Here is a 20,424-nt window from a genome sequence, read left to right as displayed (position 1 = left end):
ATGACAGTGGTCCAGGGCATCTTGGTGGCGATCGCAACAGCCCTGGTGGGATGGCTCTTTGTGGGACTGCTTGTCGTCTGGGGGACAGGGGGCACGGAGACAGGAAAGGGGCAGCCCCGGACCGGCCCTCCCGACCGGCTCGGCACGGAGGCCAGGCGCGTCACGCTGGAGAAGGACACGGCGGACACGCACAGCAGCTGGGACGACGAGGCGACATTGAGTTGCTGCGCCATCCTCATCGTCATCGTGGCCATCGTCCTGGTGGAACTGGCGGTGGCCGACCCGGACCCCGACAACGGCTGCGTCTGGGCGATCGCCGCCCTTTCCGTGCTGATGGTGACGGCGGTACCGGTCCTGCGGTACGGCAAGGGTGTACGCGGTCTGCCGCTGGCAGTACACGTGTCGGGCGCGCTGGCGCTGGCAGCGGGGTGTCTGAGCGTCGGTGCTTTCCTCACCGAGCCACCGTTTTACGGACTGGGGTGGACCCTGCTCGCCGTCGCCGGGGCGGGCGCCGCGACCACTTCCGTCCTGGCCCTGGTCCGGGCTCAGGTGACGCTCACCGTGGTGCCGGTCGTCGTCGCCGTACTGGTGGCCGTGTTCGGTGCGGTCTCACAGTCCGCGTACGACTCGGCCGGCTACGCCATGCGCTACGGACACCCCGTACGCATGGGGCTGCCCGCCAAGTGCGTGGGGAATGAGGGGATGGCATGCGGGATCACCTGGAATCAGGCGGAGTACGGGTCCTCCCCCGCCTTTGACCACGGCGAGGAAGTCACCGTGGTCTTCAGCCCGGAGGGCCGGTCCCGTTACGGGCATTACTACGCGCTCGTTCCTCGTCAGGGACAGGACGACGCAGCCACTGCGGCGGCGCCAGACGCGCCGTGCCGGATCGGCGGCACCGATGACCGAACACGGCGAGCGGGCGTGAGCGCAGGACGACAGGCTGTCTCCGGCACCTTGTGACCAGTACGGCGAACCAGCAGTGGAAACCCAGGTCCGCGACCCGCGGGTGTACGTGAAGCGTGATGTGCGGGAATCTCACATCCTCAGGGCCCCGGAACCGGGGAGCCCGGGCACGCTCATGGTGCGCTCCCGCACTCCGGCGTAGGCCCAGAAGGGGCTGCGTACGCCCCAAGTGACCAGGCCCCTTACGATGCGCTGCGGATCAAGCCCAAGCCTGTGCTGATCCAGTGAGCTGTTTGTTCCTGAGGGGGGACCTCTGTGTTCGTGCTGTCCATTCTGCTGCTCATGGCGGCGGTAGTGCTCTTTCTCGTCGGCCGCGGCAGAACCGAGGCGAAGGGCTGGCGGATCGGGGCGGCCCTCAGTGCCGTCGCCGCCGTACTCGCCGGTGCCTTCGCCTGTCTCCATGTGGTGCGCGCCTACGAGGTCGGGGTGCCGGTGACCTTCGGCAAGGTCGGCAAGCCGCTGTACTCCGGCGTCCAGTTCAAGTCGCCCTTCACCGAGGTCACTTCGTTCTCCACGCGTCCCGTGGACCTCGACCTGTACGACAAGGACGTCGTCGAGGTCCGCTCCGCGCAGGGCGGGATCCTGTACGCGGACGTCACCATCAAGTGGGCCGTCATACCGGCCAAGGCGGTCGAGCTGTACCGGCTGGCGGGCAGTGAAGAGGCCGTCCAGGAGCGGCTGGTGCTGCCGGACAGCCGGGAGATCATCCGCAACGTCTTCGCGAAGCACACCAGCGAGGAGGGCTACGCCACCGCGCGCGAGCAGATCGGCTCGGAGATCGCCGCCCTCATCAAGGAGCGCCTGGCACCGCGCGGCATCGACGTCACCACCGTCAATCTGCGGAACGTGAAGCCGTCGGACAAGCTGCAGGACCAGATCGACAAGAAGCTCCAGCAGGAGCAGACCACCGAGCGGGCCGTCGAGGCGGCGCGGACGGCCAAGGCGGAGGCCGAGCGCAAGCGGATCGAGGCGGAGGGCATCGCCCGCGCCAACGGGATCCTCGAGAAGTCGCTGACCGACAAGGTGCTGTACAACCAGTGCCTGGAGGCCTACAAGGAGGCAGCCGCGGCCAACCCGGTGTACGCCGTACCGTGCGGGACCGACTCCAACGGCACCCCGGTCATCGTGGACAGCAGCAAGAACTAGCCGGAGCCGGCAAGTACCCCAAGAACCCTGAGTGCCCAGGGCACAGGTACCCAGAACAGAACTGAGTACCTGTGCTCTGGCCGGTCGCGGGGGGGAGCCAGGACGATCGGCTCATGCGACAACGACCCCTCGTGCCCCAACTGCTGACGACCATCCTGCTGGCTGTGCTGGCCTCGGCCATGTGGGCCGCCTGGCTGGGCTGGGACCAGCAGTACGACGTGCACCCCGACGGATCGTCGACGGGCCCGTACGAGGCCTGGCAGGTGATCGGGCTGGTGCTGACGCTGCTGGCACCGGCGTACTGGGCGGCGTCCCGGCGTGACTTCGCGGCCGCCGTGCTCGGCATCACCGCCGGCCTGACCGTTGCCGCCTTCTACGACTGGTCGGACGACGGCAGCGGCCTCTACGTGATCGGCGCGACGCTGGTCATGATGGGAAGCCTCGCCGCGACCGCGGCCGTTTCCACCGCGATCGCCTTCCTGAAACAAGACCGACGAGACCGCTGACCGGCGTCTGCGAGGCTAGGAGTGCCCCAGCTCCGCCACATCCGCGTCCGCCCCGCCCACCGAGACCGACCCCGAGTCCGCCGCAGGCCGCAGCGGGAAGGGGTCGACCTTCGTCTCGTCGATCACCGGTGGTGGCGGTACCGGAGGTTTCGGCATGACCGCTGCCTCCGAGTGGCCGCCGCAGCCGTACGCCAGGGACACCACGCGGCCGTCCGCCGGGGCGAACTCGTTCGTGCACAAGCCGAACGCCTGTCCGAGCGAGCCTCCGATGGCCACCAGGAACCCGCAGCTCACACAGGTCGCCGGGGCGGCCTGGGCCATGGGGGTCTTGGGGCCGTAGGCGTCCTCCCAGCGGTCGGCGGCGCTGTGGAGGCCGTACCGGGACAGGACGCGCGCCCGGCGCATGCCCAGTTCCTCCGCCACCGACGCGATCGAACCGCGGGCCGGCACCACCGTGAAGTCGGACGGTGAGCCCGCCGTGATGTCCGCGTCCTCGGCGTCCGCCAGATCCGCGGCCAGTTCGACCGAGGCCGAGGCCGAGCCCGGAGCCGAGGTCGCCGCCAGGACGGAGTTCGGGAGGGGCTCGTCCTCGCCCGAGTAGCCCGGCTCCAGACGCAGATCCTCCGCGTCCGTGGGGAGCAGGTCGCCGGGGCCCATGTCCCCGGGGCGCAGGCGCTCGCTCCACGGCACCCATTCCGGTGCCTGGAGGGCGTCCGGGCCGGGGAGGAGGACCACCTCGTCCAGGGTGACCAGCTTGGCCCGGGACGCCCGGGCGACCGTCACCGCCCAGCGCCAGCCCCGGTAGCCGAACTCCTTGCACTCGAAGAAGTGCGTGACGACGCGGTCCCCTTCGGACACGAGGCCCGAGTGTTCACCCACCACGCCTGGTGCCGCCGCCTCCTCCGCCGCGGACCGGGCGAGGTCGACGGCCTCTGCGCACAGGCGGTCGGGGGTGCGGCTTCGCGTTGTCGCTGCGCTCACAGGTATCGCTTCTCTCCTACGCCGTCTCACGAGTGCGCCCGTCCCGACGGGGTGCGAACGGTTGCGAACGGAGCGGACCAGAGGGCCGCGTCGACGTCCGCGCCCGATCACGCTCGGGCGCGCCTACGTCATCCATTCTGCGGGATGGCCGAGAGGCGCGCGGCCGAGAACAACCGCCACTGCGCGCTACGCACGCTACCTTCTCCAGCGCCCGGGGCCCACACCGACGGGACGGTTCGCGACGACCGACATCCAACTGTGGCAACTCCGGCCCCTCTCAAACCCCGTTCCGACGCGCCTCTCACGCCACTCTTCCCAGCCCTCGATGGCCGGAAAACACCCCACACGACCCCGCTCTCCCTCTCCTCCCCCACCTCACTCGGCCCCCATACGCGCGGTAACCGCGCTAGGTACGCCCTTCTCGGGGCACTATGACGGGGTGGCAAGCGAGAGGTCGCCCCACGGCGCCACCGGGACCGGTGGGGTCCAGGGGAACAACCGGAGCGGCACCGGCACCAAGAACGGCCGGCGTGGCGTACGGGACCGGGTGAACGGGTCCGTACGCGCGGTCGGGCGCGCCCTGCATTTCCCGGTCACCGGTACCGCCCGCGGCATCCGCAAGGCCACGCACGCGCACGGCGCCGGTGAGTCCGGGCTCGGCAAGCTCATCGAACTGCACGCGGTGAACGGCGCCGGCGACGTCATGATCACCATCGCCCTCGCCTCCACCGTCTTCTTCTCCGTCCCCACCGACGAGGCACGCGGGCGCGTGGCCATCTATCTCGGCATCACCATGGCGCCCTTCACCCTCCTCGCCCCCGTGATCGGCCCCCTCCTCGACCGCCTCCCGCACGGCCGCCGCGCCGCGATGGCCGGCGCGATGCTCGCCCGCGCCCTCCTCGCCCTGCTCCTGGCGGGCGCGGTCGCGACGGGCAGCCTTGAGCTGTACCCGGCCGCGCTGGGCGTCCTGGTCGCGTCAAAGGCGTACGGCGTGGTCCGCAGCGCGGTGGTCCCCCGCCTCCTGCCACCCCGCTTCTCCCTGGTGAAGGCCAATTCGCGGGTCACGCTGAGCGGCCTGCTCGCCACCGGCATCGCGGCCCCCATCGGCGCCGGGCTCCAGGTCCTCGGCCCGCGCTGGCCGCTCTACGGCGCCTTCGTGATCTTCATCGCGGGTACGTTCCTGTCCTTCACGCTCCCCTCCAAGGTGGACTCCGCCAAGGGCGAGGACACCGCCCTGCTGGCGGCCGACCCGGATCATCTGCACGGCCCGCACCTCCACCCCGTCAAACGGCCCGGACTGCGCACGGTCGGTACGGCCGTCACCCACGCCCTCGGCGCCAACGCCGCCCTGCGCTGCCTCTCGGGCTTCCTGACCTTCTTCCTCGCCTTCCTGCTCCGCGAGCATCCGCTGACCGGCGAGAGCGCCGCGTGGTCGCTGGGCATGGTCGCCGTCGCGGCGGGTGTCGGCAACGCGCTCGGTACGGCGGTCGGGGCGGCCGTGAAGCAGCGCGCGCCCGAGCTGATCGTCGTGACGGTCGTCGGCGTGGTCCTCGGCGCCTCGATCGTCACCGCGGTCTTCTTCGGCGCCGCCCTGGTGGCCTGTCTCGCGGCGGTCGCCGGGTTCTGCCAGGCCCTCGCCAAGCTGTCCCTGGACGCGCTGATCCAGCGGGACGTCCCCGAACTGGTCCGCTCCTCCGCGTTCGCCCGCTCGGAGACGATGCTCCAGATGGCCTGGGTGCTCGGCGGCGCGGTCGGGATCGCGCTGCCCCTGGACGGCACCCTGGGCCTCGGGGTGGCCGCCGCGATCGTCGCCACGGGCTGGCTGACCACGGCCAAGGGCCTGATCGGCTCGGCCCGCCACGGAGGCCGGGCCCACCCCCGCATCGCCTGACACCGCTCACCGGCGCCCGGCACGCCGTACCCACGTGACAACCGCGCCCCGGGTGCCCGATAGCCTTCGGCCATGACCTCGTTGCGTTCCGCTTCCACTGCGCGCCGTCGCCGCGCTGTTGCCGCCGTCGGCGCCGTTGGTGCCGGACTGCTCGTCCTGTCCGCCTGCGACAAGCCGACCCCGATCTCCACGATCACCGTCGGCCGTTCCTCGGTGAACTCGGAGGCCTCCTGCTACGACGACGGCAAGGAGCTGAAGACCGCCGACGTGGCCGCGTGCCTCAAGGACACGGACATCAAGAGCATCAAGGTGGACCCGGACGAGACCGTGCGCTTCGGTGTCGACCCGGAGATCGCCGACAAGGGCTGGACGATCCTGATGAACGGTCAGCCGCTGACCGACTCCAGCACCAAGACGTACCGCACGATCCCGGGCAGCGTCTTCTTCAACGCCCAGTACGGCGCCCAGGGCAACTCGACGCTCGTCTCCGTCAAGGAGGGCGAGAACGAGGTCAACGGCCTGTGGTCGTTCCGCCTGAAGAAGGACTCCTGACCACGTCAGGCGTACGAGGGGTACGAGTCCTGATCGCCACCGCGGTCCCCGCCGAACGGGACGCGGTGGCACAGGCGTTCACGGCCGATGACGGGCCGGTCGACATCATCGCCGTGGGAGTGGGCCCGGCGGCCTCCGCCGCCGCCACCGCCACCGCCCTCACCACGGCCGCCCTCGACGGCACCCCGTACGGCCTGGTCGTCTCGGCGGGCATCGCAGGCGGTTTCCAGCCGGAGGCACCGGTCGGCTCGCTCGTCGTCGCCGACGAGATCACCGTCGCGGACCTGGGCGCCGAGACCGCGGAAGGCTTCGTTCCGGTCACCGGACTCGGCTTCGGCACCGTCACCCACCGTCCGCCGAAATCACTCGTACGAGATCTCACGGCCGTGACAGGCGCCCGCACCGGCACCGTACTGACCGTCTCCACCGTCACCGGCAGCGCCGAACGCGCCGCCGAACTGCGCGCCCGGCACCCCGGTGCGCTGGCCGAGGCGATGGAGGGCTTCGGCGTGGCCGAGGCCGCCGCAGCGCACGACGTACCGGTACTGGAGATCAGGGCGGTGTCGAACCCCGTAGGCCCCCGCGACCGAGCCGCCTGGCGCATCGGCGAGGCGCTGAAGGCCCTGACGGAGGCGTTCGGGAAGCTCGCGCCGGTACTGGAGAGTTGGAACCCACATGAGCCCAAAGACTGAGCAGCCCGAGCAGCCGTTGCAGATCGCGTACTCGCCCTGCCCGAACGACACCTTCGTCTTCGACGCCTGGGCCCATGGCCGGGTGCCGGGCGCGCCCGCGCTCGACGTGACCTTCGCGGACATCGACATCACCAACGGCATGGCCGAGCGCGGCGAGTTCGACGTGCTGAAGGTGTCGTACGCCGTGCTGCCGTACGTCCTTGACGAGTACGCCCTGCTGCCCTGCGGGGGCGCGCTGGGCCGGGGCTGCGGCCCGCTGGTGCTCACGCGGGAGGCGGGGACGGATCTGACCGGCCGTACGGTCGCCGTGCCGAGCGAGCGGTCGACGGCGTACCTGCTGTTCCGCCTCTGGGCCGCGGACACGATCCCGGGCGGGGTCGGGGGGATCGTCGTGATGCCGTTCCACGAGATCATGCCCGCCGTGCGGGACGGGAAGGTCGACGCCGGGCTGGTCATCCACGAGGCGCGCTTCACGTACCGGAACTACGGGCTGCACAAGCTCGCGGACATGGGCGAGCACTGGGAGGCGACGACCGGCCTGCCGATCCCGCTCGGCGCGATCATCGCCAAGCGGTCGCTGGGGCCACAGACGCTGGAACTCCTCGCCCAGGCCGCCCGGACGTCCGTACGAGCCGCCTGGGACGACCCTGAGGCCTCCAGGGCCTATGTCCTGGAGCACGCCCAGGAGATGGACCCGAAGGTCGCCGACCAGCACATCGGCCTGTACGTCAACGAGTTCACCGCCGACCTCGGCGAGGACGGCTACGCAGCCGTGCGCGGTCTGCTGACGCGTGCGGCGGCCGAGGGGCTGGTGCCGCCCCTCGGCCCGAACGCACTCGATTTCCCCTAGGAATCCTCGGGAATGCCTTACACGTCCAGCTGGTCGGCGACCGCCCGCAGCAGGCCCGCGATCTTCGCGCCCGAGGCCTTCTCGGGGTAACGGCCCCTTTCCAGCATCGGGGTGATGTTCTCCAGGACGGTCGTCAAGTCCTGGACGATGGAGGCCAGTTCGTCGGGCTTCTTGCGCTGCGCCGCCGCGACCGACGGGGTCGGGTCCAGGATCACGACCGAAAGCGCCTGGTCACCGCGCTGCCCGGCGACGACTCCGAACTCGACACGCTGGCCCGGCTTGAGGGAATCGACTCCGGCGGGCAGGACCGAGGAATGGACGAAGACGTCACCGCCGTCGTCGCGGGAGAGAAAGCCGAAGCCCTTCTCACTGTTGAACCACTTGACCTTGCCGGTGGGCACGTCTGTTCCTCGTCCTCGTACTCGTCGGAAAACTGCTTCGGGCTGCTGGAGGAAAACGAGCGCTGATAGCACTTGGGCGGGTCGCTGGACCCGCCGGTACCAAGGCTAATGGTCGACAGGCGGGTGACAAGACGTCGCCGGGTTGTTCCTTCGGGCAGGGAACTACCCTGGTCGAGTGCGTGACAAAACCCAAACGAATTCCGCCGCGGCCGGAGATCGGCTGATCCGTGTCGGTGCCATCGTGTTCTTCGTCGGTGCGGTGGCCACTTTGGTCACCGTGGCCCCATTCCTCCTCGGGACGACGCCATTCCCGACGTTCATGTTCGGCTTGAGCATGCTGATGGGCGTCGGCTTCCTCGTCGCGGGCGCGGGCGTCCTCCGGTCGGTGGCCGAGGGCAGGCGTCAGGCGCGCGCGTCCACACCGCTGTAGGAGGCCAGCCAGGCCGGGAAGTGGGTCAGGTCGTCGAGGACGACGTCCGCGCCCGCCGCGCGCAGCTCAGCGGCGCCGCAGGGCCCGGTGGGCACGGCCACGGACAGGGCACCGGCGGTACGGGCGCCGCGTACGTCTCCGACGTGGTCGCCGACGTACACGCTCGCGCCGTGCTCGCGCAGCGCCACGGCCTTCTGCTCGGCCCACAGGTTCCCGATGACCGCGTCGGGCTCGATACCGAGGTGCGCGAGGTGCAGCTTGGCGTTCGGCTCGTACTTGGCGGTGACGACGATCGCCCGCCCGCCGCACTCCCGTACGGCCGCTATCGCCTCGCGGGCGCCGGTCATCGCGGGGGTCGCGGTGATGGCGATGGCCGGATACATCTCCCGGTAGAGGTCGCTCATCTCCGCGATGCGATCGGCCGGAAACCAGTGCACGAGTTCGTCCGCGAGCGGCGGTCCGAGGCGTGTGACGGCCAGATCGGCGTCGATGTACGTGCCCGTCCGCTCGGCGAGCGCCACGTAGCAGGCGTGGATGCCGGGCCGGGAGTCGATGAGGGTCATGTCGAGGTCGAACCCGACGGTGAGCGGGCCGGGGGGTGTGGATGTCATATGCACCATTGTGCGGGAGCGCTCAGCGGGGTCGCTGGGACCGCCAGACCAGGAACAGCGCGGAGGCGATCGCGGCGCCGCGCAGGACCCAGGGCCAGGTCTCGGTGAGGGCCTCGTTCATGTGCCCCTCGGCGATGGGGTCGCCCCAGCGGGCCTGCGTACGCCCCCACAGCCACCCGGCACCGGCGGCGACCGCCGCGCCCGGGAGGTAGACGACCGCCCACTTGGTCTCGGCCTGGGAGAGCCGGCGCGAGGCGTACGCGATGGCCCACCCCACGAGCAGGGCGTAGAGGTTGCCGAGGACCGCTCCCGCGACGAGGAGTCCGGCGGCGAGGAGGAGGAGCGGGTTGGTCCAGCGGCCGGAGGGGACGGGGAGACGCAGGCGGAGACGCCGCCGGGGGGCGGTCTGCGCGTCGCTGCCGCCATCGGCTTCCGCCGGCTCGGACGGCTCCTCAACGGGCTCGTCAGCGGGCCTGGCCTGCGACTTGTCCAGTTTTGGCCGTGGCGGCTCGAGCAGGTCGGGGATCTCGATCCCGCCGACGAACCCGGCCGGGAGGCTGTCCGTGTCCGCGAGCGGGCCCCTGCTGCCCGCCAACCACCAGTCCGCGTCGCCGAGTTCGCCGGTGCCGTCGAGGTGGGGCGGGACGGGGTCTCCTTCGGAGGGAAACGGGGCGAATGCCTCCGGCGTCCTGGACAGGTCCGGTGCCGTCTCCGCGGGGCGCGGGCGCGGTACGAGGCGGCCGAGCCCCTTGCCCTTGCGCGGGGGCTCTTCGCGGTCGCGTTGTACGGGTACGGAGGCACGCGGCGCCTCGGACACACCGGCGCCGCTGCCTGTGCCGATGCCGGCCACGACCTCGTCGGGGGTGCCGATGCGGTCGAGGATGCGGCGTACGGAGGCGGGGCTGTCGACCGGGGCTTTGGCGCGGCGGCGGTCGATCTCGTCCCGCAGCCCCGAGACGAGGCGCATCCGGTCGCCGGACGGCAACTGGCGCTGCTGGGCCAGGTCTCCGACCTTGCCCAGATACTCGTAGACGACCTGATCGCTCTCGATACCCACGAAGCGAGACGTTACCGGCATCTCCAGCGGGGCCGGCGTGTTCGGGGTGAGCCCGTTTTTCCTCGCCCCCGCCGCCCCTACCCATTCCCATCCCCTGGGGGCTGCGCCCCCAGACCCCCGCTATCGGCCCTGAACGGGCCTCGTCCTCAAACGCCGGACGGGCTGGAAATGCGGGCCGACGCTGAAAGTTCAAGCCCCGGCCGCAACCTTCCAGCCTTGACCGCAACCTCCAAGCCCTGACCGTAACCCTCCAAGCCCGACCGAAACCCTCCAGCCCCGGCCGGCACCATCCAGCCCGTCCGGCGATTGAGGACAAGCGCGTTCAGCGCGAGCTTTTCCCCACCCACCCCGCCGCAGCTTCACCCAGACCCCAGGCACCCCAGCCCGTCCGGCGTTTGAGGATGAGGCCGTTCAGGCCGACAATCCCACCCACCCACACCCGCCTTACCCACCCACCCCAGGCACCATCCAGCCCGTCCGGCGATTGAGGACGAGGCCGTTCAGGCCGATAGCGGGGGTCTGGGGGCGCAGCCCCCAGGGATGGGACGGGTAAGGGCGGCGGGGGCGAACCCCCTCACGGCGCGCACACCCGCCCACCCGCACCACCCGCTACCGTGGTCAGGATGAGCACCGAGGAGACACCGGCGCCGCGTTCGCTCGCGGAAGCGCTTCGCGCGCGGGACGACGCGTCCCTGGCCGCGCTGCTGCGCAGCCGCCCCGACCTCATCACCCCCGTCCCCACCGACCTCACCCAGTTGGCCACCCGCGCCGGCACGCGCGCGTCGGTCGTGCGGGCCCTGGAGCGCCTGGACAGGTTCACGCTCCAGACGGCGCAGGCGCTGGCCGTGGCCCCGGACCTGGCGGCGTACGAGGATCTGCTGGCGCTGCTCGCCGGCGACGCGGCCGATCCCGCCGTCGCCGCCGCCCTCCCGCGTGCCCTGACCGTGCTGCGCGAGCAGGCGCTCGTGTGGGGCGGGACGGACCGCCTCCGCCTCGTCCGTACCGCGCGTGAGCTGCTCGCGCCCTCGCCGCAGCATCCGTCGCCGACGGGGCTCGGTCCGACGGTCGCGGAGGCGACGGCGGGGATGTCGCCGGGGCGTATCCAGGAGATCGTGGCGGCGGCGGGGCTCACGTCGACGCACGACGCGGTGAGCGCGGTGGCCTCGCTGACCGCCCTGTTCACGAACCGCAGGCGGATGGCGGCGCTGCTCGACTCCGGCTCCCCTGACTCCGTCGACGTGCTGCGGCGCCTCGTCTGGGGGCCGCCGTACGGCCAGGTCACGGCCGATCCGGCCGTACACCTGCGCTGGCTGCTGGACCGGGGGCTGCTGCTCCCGACCGCGCCCGGAACCGTCGTACTCCCCCGTGAAGTGGCCCTGCATCTGCGCGACGGCCGGGCGCATCGCACGACCGAGCCGTTGCCGCCGGGGGTCGAGCCGGCCGCGACCCATCGTCCACAGGTTGTGGACAACGCGGCGGCCGGGCAGGCGTACACCGCGCTCGCGACCGTCGAGGAGCTGCTGAAGGAGTGGGACGAGGGCGGGCCCGCGGTGCTGCGGGCCGGCGGGCTCAGTGTCCGTGACCTCAAGCGGACGGCCGTCGCCCTCGACCTCGCCGAGCCGGTGGCTGCCTTCTGGGTCGAACTCGCCTACGCGGCGGGCCTGTTGGCGTCCGACGGCGAGGCCGACGAGCGGTACGCGGCGACCCCGGCGTACGACGAGTGGCTGGAGCTGCCCGCCGCCACGCGCTGGGCGCGGCTCGCGGAGGCCTGGCTGACGGCGACCCGGACGGCCGGGGTGATCGGCGGCCGGGACACCAAGGACCGGACGCTGTCCGCGCTCGGGCCCGGCCTGGACCGGTCGGCGGCGCCGGAGGTACGGCACCGGGTGCTGACTCTGCTGGCGGCTCTCCCGGAGGGGACCTCGCCGACCGTCGAGTCGATGCTGGCCCGGCTGCACTGGGAGCGTCCGACGCGCGGCCCGCAGCAGGACCGGTCCCTGGGTGGAGACGGTGACGAGGATCTGCGCACCCGGCTCGCCCGCTGGACCCTGTCCGAGGCCGAGTCGCTGGGCGTCACGGGTCGGGGCGCGCTCTCCGCGCAGGGCCGGGCTCTACTGGGCCTCCCCGCGGCTCCGGCGAAGGCGCCCGAGCCGACGGGCCCCGGCGACAAACTCCCGGTCCATCATCACCGGCATCCCGCCCCGGAACCCCTCACCGCCCCTGAGCAGGCCACCGCCTCCGCGACGGCCGCCCGCCTCCTCACCCCCCTCCTCCCCGAACCGCTCGACCACGTCCTGCTCCAGGCGGACCTGACGGCAGTGGCCCCGGGCCCGCTCAAGCGCCCCCTGGCCGATGTGCTCGACGTGCTCGCGGACGTCGAGTCGAAGGGCGGCGCGACGGTCTACCGCTTCACCCCGGGCTCCGTACGCCGTGCCCTGGACGCCGGCCGCTCCGCCTCCGACCTGCACGACTTCCTCACCGCCCACTCCCGTACGCCGGTCCCCCAGCCCCTCGCCTACCTCATCGACGACGTGGCGCGCAGACACGGGCATCTGCGGATCGGCGCGGCCTCGGCGTACGTGCGCTGCGACGACGACGCGGTGCTCAGCGAGATCCTCGCCGACAAGCGGTCCGCGAATCTGCGGCTGCGGCGCCTGGCGCCCACGGTGCTGGCCGCCCAGGCCGACCCGGCGACCCTCCTCGACGGGCTGCGCGGCATGGGTTTCGCGCCGGCCGCCGAGTCCGCCGAGGGCGACGTCCTGATCACCCGCGCCCACGCCCACCGCACCCCGCCGCGCACAGCCCCGGACCCGGTGCCGGACGGCCCGCCGGCGCCCGACGGCACGCTGCTCTCGGCGGCGATCCGCGCGATCAGGGCGGGCGACCTGGCCTCGACGACCCCGCGCAAGCCGACGGAGACCCCGGCCGCGAACGGCGACCTCCCGCGCACCAGCTCCGCCGAGACCCTGGCCACCATGCAGGCCGCCGTGATGACCGGCGAGGCGGTGTGGATCGGGTACGTCAACGCGGAGGGCTCCGCCAGTCAGCGCGTCATCGCGCCGATCCGGGTGGAGGGCGGCTTCGTGACGGCGTACGACCACACGGCGGACGAGGTACGGACGTATCCGCTGCACCGGGTCACGGGCGTGGCGGAGTTGGCGGACGACCAGCCGTAACCGCGCCGGTCACTCATACGGGTGGCGGCCCGAATTCATGCACGCCACGCCGGAGACTTCCCACGCACGAGGGAGCTTCGGGCCCGTTCGGCATCCCTGATCGGACCGCTGGGCAGCCACGGAACGTCCTGATCAAGTGGTGCATCAAGTGCCAAGTGGTGCATCAAGTGCAGTGAGAGGAAGTTCCGTCCCATGCGTTCTGCCCGTCGTGTCGCCACCCTCCTGGCCGCCACCGCCCTGCTGCTCGGCGCCTTCACCACCCAGGCCGCGGCCATCGGCATCGACATCGCCGGCCTGGTCATCGAGACCCCGGCCATCTGAACCCGGGCGCCGGGCCCGACACCCCGGGCCCGGCCCGCCCCGAACCCCCCACCTCCCTGCCGGAAAGGCCTCTGAAGTCCCCATGCGTGCAAAACCCCCCGTCCGCACCCGTTCCGTCGTCGTCATGACCGCCGCCGCCGTGCTGCTCTCCGCGGCGGCGCTCGTCGCCGTCCTCGCGCCCGAGTCCTCGGCGGCCACCGCCGCGCTGCCGCTGCCGTTGCCCGCTGTCGAGTCCCTGGTCACCGAGGGCGTCACCATCGAAGGGCCGCTGGTCAACAACCTGTCTCTGCCTCTGTTGAAGTAGAGCGGGCGAGGGCTCGGCGCATCTCCTCGGTGAAGCGGCGGCCGGGGGGCAGGAGTTCGCCGCTGCCGAGGAGCGTGTCGACGGCGCCGCGGGTGTGGCCGTACCAGGTGGTGTACTCCTGCTCGGCCCGGGGGTCGGGCGGGGCGGCGGCCCGTTCGGTGCGCCAGAAGTCGCAGACGCCCAGGTGGGCGTAGGTCCCCTGGAGGAGCGCGTCGAGCGGGCGGGGGTCGGGGCGCCAGGGGGCGTCGTAGCGGGCCGGGGAGGGCGGGCCGTGCAGCGGGACCAGGTCGAGCAGGGCGCCCAGCTGGATGTGCAGGAACTCGTGGACGAGGGTGAGCGCGAGGAGCACGGGGTCGCCGGGCGGGGAGAGGGCTACGGCGCCGTAGGCCCGGCGGGCGGCCGAACTCACCGACGTACCGCCGGGGGCGGGGTGCAGCGGCACCAGGGTGGTCAGACAGGCGGCGACGGCGCGGGCATGCCAGGGATGACGGCGCACGAGAACCCGCCAGGCACCGTCCAGCAGCCGCTGCCAGTCGCGGATTTCGGCGGCGTCCTGCGGCCCGGCGGGCGGGTGGCCGTGGACGGCCCGGAACGGCCCACGGTCGTCGAGCCTGACCCGCAGTACGACGCCGTCGCACGCGGTGGACAGCACGTGCGGTCCGGACAGCGCGGCCGGTCCACCCCGGACCAGCTCACCGAACCAGCCGAGATCGGGCCGCCCACCCTGCGCCGACTCGGCCAGCGCACGGGCCAGCCCCTCGTCCAGGTAGGGGTAGAGCATCGTCCGCCGCCAGCGGTCCGGGGCCGCGCACTTCATCTCCGACAGCCGCCGGTACAGCTCCTCGAAACCGGCATCGGAGGGCAACGCCCGGCGTACGGCCACCGCCAGCAGCATGCGCTTCCCCAACTGCCCCCGACGCAGCACAGCCACGGCCGCGGCACCGCCCCGGGCGCGGGCAATGGCGTCGAAGAGGTCGGGGTCGAAGTCCTGGGGGGCGAGGGGGCCGGGGGCGGAGGGGGTGTCAGGGGGTGGGCCGGAAGGCCGAAGGGGAGCTGGCTCGGACACGGGGGCTTGCTCCTCGCGGGTCGAGGCGGGCGCGAGGCACCGCCGTCTTCTCGAAACCGGCCGTGCGGGTGTCACCCCGGCACCCCCGCACCAGCCACGCCCCCCCCTCACCCCCGCACCGACCGCGCCGACGCCACAAGCTCCGGGACGTCCTCGCTCAGGCGGCCCGCGATGTGGTCGATGAGGGCGGCGAGGTCCTGGCAGTAGACGGACGGGGCGGCGAAGGGGGTGGGTGCGGCGCCGGGGTGGTAGCGGTGGGCGTACAGGCCGCCGCCGCAGACTGCCGCGCGGGGGCAGGCCGCGCAGACGGGAGCGAGGTCGGCCCTGCCGCGCTGGCGGGCCCGGAACGCCTCGTGGCGGGCCGCGTCCGCGAAGGTGTGACCGAAGACGTCCAGGCCGGTGGCCGGGGCGCCCGGGTAGGTGACCTTGAGGGAGTCGGCCTGTTCGATCGTGCCGTCGGTCTCCACGACGACCAGGTCGACCGGGGCGAGACCCACCGACTCGCTGCTGGCCGTGCCGCCCAGCAGCAGGACCGAGATCTCCTCGAAGAGCCGGATGCCGGTCCGGCGGCTCGGGGCTCCGTACCAGTGGTCGAACACTGTGCAGAGCCAGCGTGCGTACGGGACCGGCTCCTCGGGGACCGTTCCGGGCGGTGTTCGGGGAGGCGTCGTGCGGGCGGGCAGGCCCGGTGGCGGGGTGTGCCAGGTGGCGTGTGGCAGGAGCAGGTCCAGGCGGGGCGGGGAGAACTCCAGCAGTGCCTCGTACGTCTCCACCGGGTCGGCCGTCAGGTCGATCGCGCACAGCACGCCCGCGTACAGGGGGCGGTACGGGCCGTCGGAGAGCAACCGCAGCGCCCTTGCCACGTCCGCGTGGCTGCCGCGGCCGTCCGGGCGGCGGCGGTGCCGGTCGTGGTTGGCCGGGGTGCCGTCCAGGCTGACGCCGATCCGTACCCCGTACCGGGCCAGTACGGGTAACAGCGTCGGGTCCTCCGCCAACCGCAGGCCGTTCGTCTGGAGCGTGAGGCGCAGGGCCGCGACCCCGTCCAGGGCGTCGACGAGCACCCTCAGCATGGCCTCCAGCCGCGCCGCGCCCACCAGCAACGGCTCGCCGCCGTGCAGGATGACGTGGACCTCGGCCAGCGCGTGGGTGCGGGCGTGCTCGGCGATGAGGGCGGCGGTGCGGCGGACGGTCGCCAGGTCCATGGTCCGGGGACGGTCGCGCCAGCTCTGGTCGGCCGACTCGTAGACGTAGCAGTAGTCGCACGCGAGGTTGCAACGGCTGTGGATCTTCAGCAGGAACTGCCGGAAGGGAACCATGGTCCGGCCTCGCTGGATCAGGGGTCGCGGATTGCGGATAACGGGTGGCGGCAGCCTACAGCCTGTCAGTTACCGGACGGACGCCCTCCTGTGAGGGTGACTCCCACCCGTCCGCTCACGTCGTCGGCGGCTCGATGTCCGAGTCCAGGCGGGTCCCCTCCGCGATCGCCCGGGTCGTCGGGTGGTCAGGCCCCAGCGTGCGTCTGGCCCGCCCCAGGGCGTCGTCGCGCAGCTCGTCCGCCTCCGTCGTGCGGTCCAGGGCGCGCAGGCTCAGCGACAGGTTGGAGGTGCTGCCGATGACGTCGTAGTGGTCGGGCCCGAGGACGGGCAGCAGTCCGTCCCGTACGGCGGTCTCCAGGACGACGGCCTCCTGGGTCCGGCCGACCGTCACCAGGTCGTTGGCGTGGTTGAGCATGCAGCTGTACGTGTACAGGTGCGACTCCCCGAGGACGGCGCGCAGCTGTTCCGTGGTGCGGCCCGAGAACGCGAGCGCCTCCTCCGCGCGGCCCAGCAGCCTCAGGTACACCGCCATGTTGCTGGCGCAGACCAGGGTGACCGGGTGTTCCTCCCCCAGGTAGTCCTTGTAGCGGCCCAGGGCCCGCTCGGCCAGCTCCAGCGCCTGGGTGATCTCGCCGAGCGCGGCGAAGTCGCTGGCCAGGTTGCAGGCGGCGGCGAGGGTGTCGTAGTGGTCGGCGCCGTGGGCCAGGAGGAGGCGGTTGTAGATGTCCTGGTCGATGTCGTGGGCCTCCGCGTAGCGGCCGTCCCGGCGCAGGGCGACGGCCAGGTTCTTGCGGGCCCGCAGGGTGTCGCTGTGTCCGTCGCCGAGGAGCTGCTGGTAGAGGCGGGTGGTCATCTCCAACAGGCGCAGCGCCTCCGCCAGTTCGCCGGCCTCGCGCAGGTCACGGGCGTAGTTGTTGGCGAGGTTCAGGGTGCGCGGCTTCAGGTTGCCCTGGTTCTGCCGCTGGCGTTCGTAGGCCGAGCGGTGCAGGTCGAGGGCGGCCCGGCGGTCGCCCGCCAGATACTCGGACATGCCGAGGTTGTTGAGGTACATCAGGGTCCGCTGGTGGTCCTCGCCGAACTCGCGCAGCGCCACCTGGCAGGTGTGCCGGTCCAGTTCACGGGCCTCCTGGTAGCGGCCGAGGGCCCGAAGGTCGCCGCCGACGTTGCCGGCCGCGGCGAGGGTGGCCGGGTACTCGGCGCCCCTGGTCGCGGTGAACCTCCGCAGCACGTCGGAGTCGAGTTCGTACGCCTCCGTGAGCCTGCCCTGCGAGCGCAGGACGTTGCCCAGCTGGGTGCGGAGCAGCAGGGTGTGCACATCGTCGGAGCCGCCGCCCTGGAAGTCCGGCCGCCCCCAGCGTTCCAGGGTGCGTACGGCGAGGTCGTGGGCCGTGCCGTAGAGGCTGCGCCGCCACAGGTAGCGCACGGAGTCGGTGATCAGTCTGCGGACCTCGGGGTTGGGGTCGGCCGGCGCGCGGGACGGCTCCAGGTGGGGCAGGAGTTCGTCGTACGCGTCCCAGTCGGCGGTGGACTCCGGGTTGCCGGGGTTGGCGTCGGCGAGTGCCGCGTGGACCACCCCGCGCAGTTCCTTCCAGCGCTGTGCGCCGACGTCGTCGCGGATGACCGCCTGGACCAGCCGGTGCACGGTCAGGGTCTCGCTGCCCTGGTCGCTGCGGGCCAGCCCGAACCGACTCAGGGCGCGCAGCAGCTTGGCGACGGCCATGTCGTCGCGGGGTTCGTCGTCGTCGGGGGTGAGGGCGCGGGTGACGGCACGGCTGTAGAGCAGCCGCATGGGGATCGGGTCGGGGCCGAAGAAGGAGCAGATCTCCAGCATCTCGACGGCGGCCGGGTTGGGCCCGCGCAGCTCCTCCACCGCCATCTTCCAGGTCCGGGCGGCGGAGGTGGGGTACTCCTTGGGCGGCAGCGAGGTGTCGTCGAGGATGTCCGTGGGCCGGTCGCGCAGCCGGGCGAGGTACATCTCGACGGGCATGCTGCTCTGACTCAGCCAGACCGCCGCCTGGCCCACCGCGAGCGGCAGGTCGCCGAGTTCGTGGGCGACCTGTTCGGCGTCCTCCACGGCGAGCCGCGGGCTGAACCTGTTCAGCAGTTCCACGCTCTCCGCGCGGGTGAACACCTCCACCTCGGCCCGGCCCACGCTGTTGACCCAGGCCCGGTCGCGGGAGGTGACGAGCACATGCCCGCCGGGCGGCCCCTCGGGCAGCAGGCCGTCCAGCTCGGTGGGGCTGCCCGCGTTGTCGTACACGAGGAGCCAGCGGTTGTACGGCCGTCCCTCCCCGAGGGCGCGCAGCACGGCCTCGGCGGTGCCGCGCACGTCCTCGCCCTCCTCCAGGTCGAGGGCGGGGGCGAGGTCGGCGAGGGCGGAGCGGATGTAGCCGGGCTGGGCAGCGTCGATCCACCAGACCACGTCGTAGGCGGACTTGTGGCGGTGGGCGTACTCCAGCGCGGTCTGGGTCTTGCCCATGCCGCCGAGTCCGTACAGCACCTGGCTGGGTACGGCGGTCGCGGGTCCGGCGGTGAAGTGGTCGCGCAGCCGCTCCAGGAGGGGTCCGCGTCCGGTGAAGGTGAGGTTGCGGGAGGGCAGGCGCTGGGCCACCGGGTCCGAGCCGGGGAAGCTGGGCAGGGTGGTGCCGACGGCCGGGGTCGAGCCGTCCGGGAGCCGGCGGCCCGGGGGCGGTCCGAGTACGGCGACGAGCTGGTCGAAGGCCTCGGCGGGGCCGCTGCGGCCGAGGTCGGCGGCCGTGCTGTCGAGGTAGGCCTCGGCGGCTGCCGGGGCGAGTTCCTGGAGGCGGACCGCGACCATGCCGGGGCCGTCGTTCGTCTCGTGCCCGGCGAGCTGGAAGCGGATCGCGGCGGCCCGGGGCTGGGCCGCGTAGTCGGGGGACAGCAGGGCCAGCAGCCGGCCCTGGCCGTTCAGGGTGCCGGCCACCTCGGGGAGCACGCCGCCGACCGGGCCGACCGTGCTGTGCAGCGAGACCTGGTAGCCGACCGACTCCAGGGCCTCCGCCGCCCACTCGGCCCACATCCGGCCCAGCGGTGCGTAGCTGACGTAGATCTGGGTGGGCAGGGTGCGGGGGACGCGCAGATAGGCGGTGCGCAGTTCGGCCCGGCGGTCGGCGGGCAGCGGGGCGAGGCGGCGCACCTGCCCCTCCGAGATCCATTCGGTGAGCCGCTCGAACGCGGTGAGCAGCGAGCGTTCCTGGCGCGGCCGGTCGGCGACCGTGGCGGGTATCTCCTCGTAGGCGTAGAACGCCTTGTACGGGATCTCGATCTCGCCCCAGTAGCGGGCGTGCTCCTCCTCCCCCAGCCAGGACAGGAAGGGCCCGAACTCGCTGCGGCTGAAGTCCCGGCCGGCCTCCAGCCGTTCGGTCTCGGCCTCCTCGACCCGCATGGGGACCGGCAGCACCCTGATGGGGCGGGGCGCGGAGCGCTGTACGGCGGCTGCCGCGTCCACACCGCCCCGGATGCTCTGGACGCTCATGGTGAAGCAGTCGACGAGGATGTCGGGCAGCAGGATGGTGCAGATGCCGGAGGTGTCGCTGACGCCGGTCCGGCTGTCGATCAGGACGTAGTCGTAGGAGGAGATCATCTCCTCGCGCAGGGCCTGGAGGAAGTGCCCGCCGCCGCGCTGGTCGTAGAAGGTGTGCCAGTTGAAGCTGGTGACGGCGGCGGAGTAGGCGGCCGACTGACGTCCGGCGGGCACGAAGTCGAGCCGGCCGCCGGAGGGCAGCTCAAGGAGCAGTCCGATGGTGTACGGCGACAGATCGGCGGCGGCCCGCAGCCAGTCGTCGGCCTCGGCGGTGACGGAGGCGGAGGAGGCGGCCGGGCGGGGCTGCTGAGGAACTCCCCCGGCGGCCGTCGCGCGTACCGCCGGCTCCTGGGGGCTCAGCACGGTCCGTACGTACGACTGCACCATGTTGATCAGACCGTTGGAGGAGCGCAGTTCGGGGTCGACCAGCAGCGGGTGCAGATAGCGGTGCAGGCCGGGGGCCTCCAGGTCCCAGTCGACCAGCAGGACCCGGTGGCCGGCGCTGGCGAGGATCCAGCCGACGTTGGCCAGCGCCATGGTGCGACCGGTGCCGCCCTTGTACGAGTAGAACGTGACGATCTTGCCCGGTCCGGTAGGCCTAGTGGTCATCGTCG

At 72.3% G+C, this 20,424-nt stretch carries 18 protein-coding genes; 11 read left to right on the top strand and 7 right to left on the bottom strand.

What is annotated here, in order from left to right; translation table 11 throughout:
- From ACWDR4_RS20740 to ACWDR4_RS20730, 3 genes are all read left to right on the top strand, one after another.
- Nucleotides 1–963: a hypothetical protein gene (locus tag ACWDR4_RS20740; protein WP_450410407.1), complete on the top strand. Its 963-nt coding sequence runs from the start codon at nt 1–3 to the stop codon at nt 961–963.
- Nucleotides 964–1,227: 264 nt separating this feature from the next.
- A complete protein-coding gene (locus tag ACWDR4_RS20735) occupies nt 1,228–2,112 on the top strand; it encodes a prohibitin family protein (protein ID WP_450410405.1) in 885 nt (294 codons plus the stop codon).
- Between the two features lie 113 nt (nt 2,113–2,225).
- Nucleotides 2,226–2,618, top strand: a complete 393-nt coding sequence (locus ACWDR4_RS20730; protein ID WP_450410404.1) for a hypothetical protein — start codon at nt 2,226–2,228, stop codon at nt 2,616–2,618.
- Between the two features lie 15 nt (nt 2,619–2,633).
- Here the strand turns inward: ACWDR4_RS20730 and ACWDR4_RS20725 are convergent, their stop codons facing one another.
- Complete coding sequence (locus ACWDR4_RS20725) at nt 2,634–3,599, bottom strand: DUF3027 domain-containing protein (RefSeq protein ID WP_450410403.1); 966 nt, start codon at nt 3,597–3,599, stop codon at nt 2,634–2,636.
- 439 nt (nt 3,600–4,038) lie between these two features.
- Here ACWDR4_RS20725 and ACWDR4_RS20720 point away from each other — a divergent pair, with 439 nt between their 5' ends.
- The 4 genes from ACWDR4_RS20720 to ACWDR4_RS20705 all read left to right on the top strand — a co-directional run bounded on the left by ACWDR4_RS20720 (nt 4,039) and on the right by ACWDR4_RS20705 (nt 7,584).
- Nucleotides 4,039–5,490, top strand: a complete 1,452-nt coding sequence (locus ACWDR4_RS20720; protein ID WP_450410402.1) for an MFS transporter — start codon at nt 4,039–4,041, stop codon at nt 5,488–5,490.
- A gap of 72 nt (nt 5,491–5,562) precedes the next feature.
- Nucleotides 5,563–6,042, top strand: a complete 480-nt coding sequence (locus tag ACWDR4_RS20715) for a DUF2771 domain-containing protein (protein WP_389351584.1) — start codon at nt 5,563–5,565, stop codon at nt 6,040–6,042.
- A complete protein-coding gene (locus ACWDR4_RS20710) occupies nt 6,012–6,734 on the top strand; it encodes a futalosine hydrolase (protein ID WP_450410400.1) in 723 nt (240 codons plus the stop codon). Before ACWDR4_RS20715 ends, ACWDR4_RS20710 begins: the two co-directional genes overlap by 31 nt.
- Nucleotides 6,718–7,584, top strand: coding sequence for a 1,4-dihydroxy-6-naphthoate synthase (locus tag ACWDR4_RS20705; protein ID WP_450410398.1), 867 nt, complete (start codon nt 6,718–6,720; stop codon nt 7,582–7,584). Before ACWDR4_RS20710 ends, ACWDR4_RS20705 begins: the two co-directional genes overlap by 17 nt.
- Nucleotides 7,585–7,601: 17 nt before the next feature.
- On the opposite strand, the gene ACWDR4_RS20700 is transcribed toward ACWDR4_RS20705, so the two are convergent.
- The gene (locus ACWDR4_RS20700) at nt 7,602–7,985 is read right to left on the bottom strand and encodes a cold-shock protein (RefSeq protein ID WP_189145246.1); all 384 of its coding nucleotides are present in this window, start codon (nt 7,983–7,985) and stop codon (nt 7,602–7,604) included.
- Nucleotides 7,986–8,160: 175 nt separating this feature from the next.
- Between ACWDR4_RS20700 and ACWDR4_RS20695 the strand changes: the two genes are divergently transcribed.
- Nucleotides 8,161–8,415, top strand: a complete 255-nt coding sequence (locus ACWDR4_RS20695) for a hypothetical protein (RefSeq protein WP_450410396.1) — start codon at nt 8,161–8,163, stop codon at nt 8,413–8,415.
- Here ACWDR4_RS20695 and ACWDR4_RS20690 read toward each other — a convergent pair.
- Together ACWDR4_RS20690 and ACWDR4_RS20685 are read right to left on the bottom strand one after the other, a co-directional pair.
- Entirely contained in the window at nt 8,388–9,035 is a 648-nt protein-coding gene (locus tag ACWDR4_RS20690; protein WP_450410394.1) for an HAD family hydrolase, read from the bottom strand. The genes ACWDR4_RS20695 and ACWDR4_RS20690 overlap by 28 nt on opposite strands.
- A 13-nt stretch (nt 9,036–9,048) precedes the next feature.
- Nucleotides 9,049–10,083, bottom strand: coding sequence for a hypothetical protein (locus ACWDR4_RS20685; RefSeq protein ID WP_450410393.1), 1,035 nt, complete (start codon nt 10,081–10,083; stop codon nt 9,049–9,051).
- Between the two features lie 623 nt (nt 10,084–10,706).
- Between ACWDR4_RS20685 and ACWDR4_RS20680 the strand changes: the two genes are divergently transcribed.
- The 3 genes from ACWDR4_RS20680 (at nt 10,707) to ACWDR4_RS20670 (ending at nt 13,884) form a co-directional block, all read left to right on the top strand.
- Nucleotides 10,707–13,259 carry a helicase-associated domain-containing protein gene (locus ACWDR4_RS20680; RefSeq protein ID WP_450410391.1) on the top strand — a complete coding sequence of 851 codons (2,553 nt, stop codon included), beginning with the start codon at nt 10,707–10,709 and terminating at the stop codon, nt 13,257–13,259.
- Between the two features lie 192 nt (nt 13,260–13,451).
- On the top strand, nt 13,452–13,580 hold the full coding sequence (locus tag ACWDR4_RS20675; protein ID WP_369037653.1) for a hypothetical protein: 129 nt from the start codon (nt 13,452–13,454) through the stop codon (nt 13,578–13,580).
- A gap of 82 nt (nt 13,581–13,662) precedes the next feature.
- Nucleotides 13,663–13,884 (top strand): hypothetical protein, encoded by a 222-nt coding sequence (locus tag ACWDR4_RS20670; RefSeq protein WP_450410389.1) that lies wholly within the window; start codon nt 13,663–13,665, stop codon nt 13,882–13,884.
- Here ACWDR4_RS20670 and ACWDR4_RS20665 read toward each other — a convergent pair.
- The 3 genes from ACWDR4_RS20665 to fxsT form a co-directional block, all read right to left on the bottom strand.
- The gene (locus tag ACWDR4_RS20665; RefSeq protein WP_450410387.1) at nt 13,853–14,950 is read right to left on the bottom strand and encodes an aKG-HExxH-type peptide beta-hydroxylase; all 1,098 of its coding nucleotides are present in this window, start codon (nt 14,948–14,950) and stop codon (nt 13,853–13,855) included. The genes ACWDR4_RS20670 and ACWDR4_RS20665 overlap by 32 nt on opposite strands.
- Nucleotides 14,951–15,057: 107 nt before the next feature.
- Entirely contained in the window at nt 15,058–16,266 is a 1,209-nt protein-coding gene (locus ACWDR4_RS20660) for an FxsB family cyclophane-forming radical SAM/SPASM peptide maturase (protein WP_450410385.1), read from the bottom strand.
- Nucleotides 16,267–16,381: 115 nt separating this feature from the next.
- Complete coding sequence (gene fxsT, locus ACWDR4_RS20655) at nt 16,382–20,419, bottom strand: FxSxx-COOH system tetratricopeptide repeat protein (protein ID WP_450410384.1); 4,038 nt, start codon at nt 20,417–20,419, stop codon at nt 16,382–16,384.
- Between the last annotated feature and the right edge of the window lie 5 nt (nt 20,420–20,424).

It is taken from the genome of Streptomyces sp. NPDC000878 (assembly GCF_053599695.1).
Note: the sequence above shows the minus strand (reverse complement) of the source record. Positions and strands in the feature narration are given on the sequence as shown.

What these genes read in the sequence shown, in the direction of transcription:
- ACWDR4_RS20705 (WP_450410398.1), top strand. Translation starts at nt 6,718, where the DNA reads ATGAGCCCAAAGACTGAGCAGCCCGAGCAGCCGTTGCAGATCGCGTAC.
- ACWDR4_RS20730 (WP_450410404.1), top strand. Translation starts at nt 2,226, where the DNA reads ATGCGACAACGACCCCTCGTGCCCCAACTGCTGACGACCATCCTGCTG.
- ACWDR4_RS20675 (WP_369037653.1), top strand. Translation starts at nt 13,452, where the DNA reads ATGCGTTCTGCCCGTCGTGTCGCCACCCTCCTGGCCGCCACCGCCCTG.
- ACWDR4_RS20670 (WP_450410389.1), top strand. Translation starts at nt 13,663, where the DNA reads ATGCGTGCAAAACCCCCCGTCCGCACCCGTTCCGTCGTCGTCATGACC.
- ACWDR4_RS20660 (WP_450410385.1), bottom strand. Translation starts at nt 16,266, where the DNA reads ATGGTTCCCTTCCGGCAGTTCCTGCTGAAGATCCACAGCCGTTGCAAC.
- ACWDR4_RS20740 (WP_450410407.1), top strand. Translation starts at nt 1, where the DNA reads ATGACAGTGGTCCAGGGCATCTTGGTGGCGATCGCAACAGCCCTGGTG.
- ACWDR4_RS20680 (WP_450410391.1), top strand. Translation starts at nt 10,707, where the DNA reads ATGAGCACCGAGGAGACACCGGCGCCGCGTTCGCTCGCGGAAGCGCTT.
- fxsT (WP_450410384.1), bottom strand. Translation starts at nt 20,419, where the DNA reads ATGACCACTAGGCCTACCGGACCGGGCAAGATCGTCACGTTCTACTCG.
- ACWDR4_RS20690 (WP_450410394.1), bottom strand. Translation starts at nt 9,035, where the DNA reads ATGGTGCATATGACATCCACACCCCCCGGCCCGCTCACCGTCGGGTTC.
- ACWDR4_RS20715 (WP_389351584.1), top strand. Translation starts at nt 5,563, where the DNA reads ATGACCTCGTTGCGTTCCGCTTCCACTGCGCGCCGTCGCCGCGCTGTT.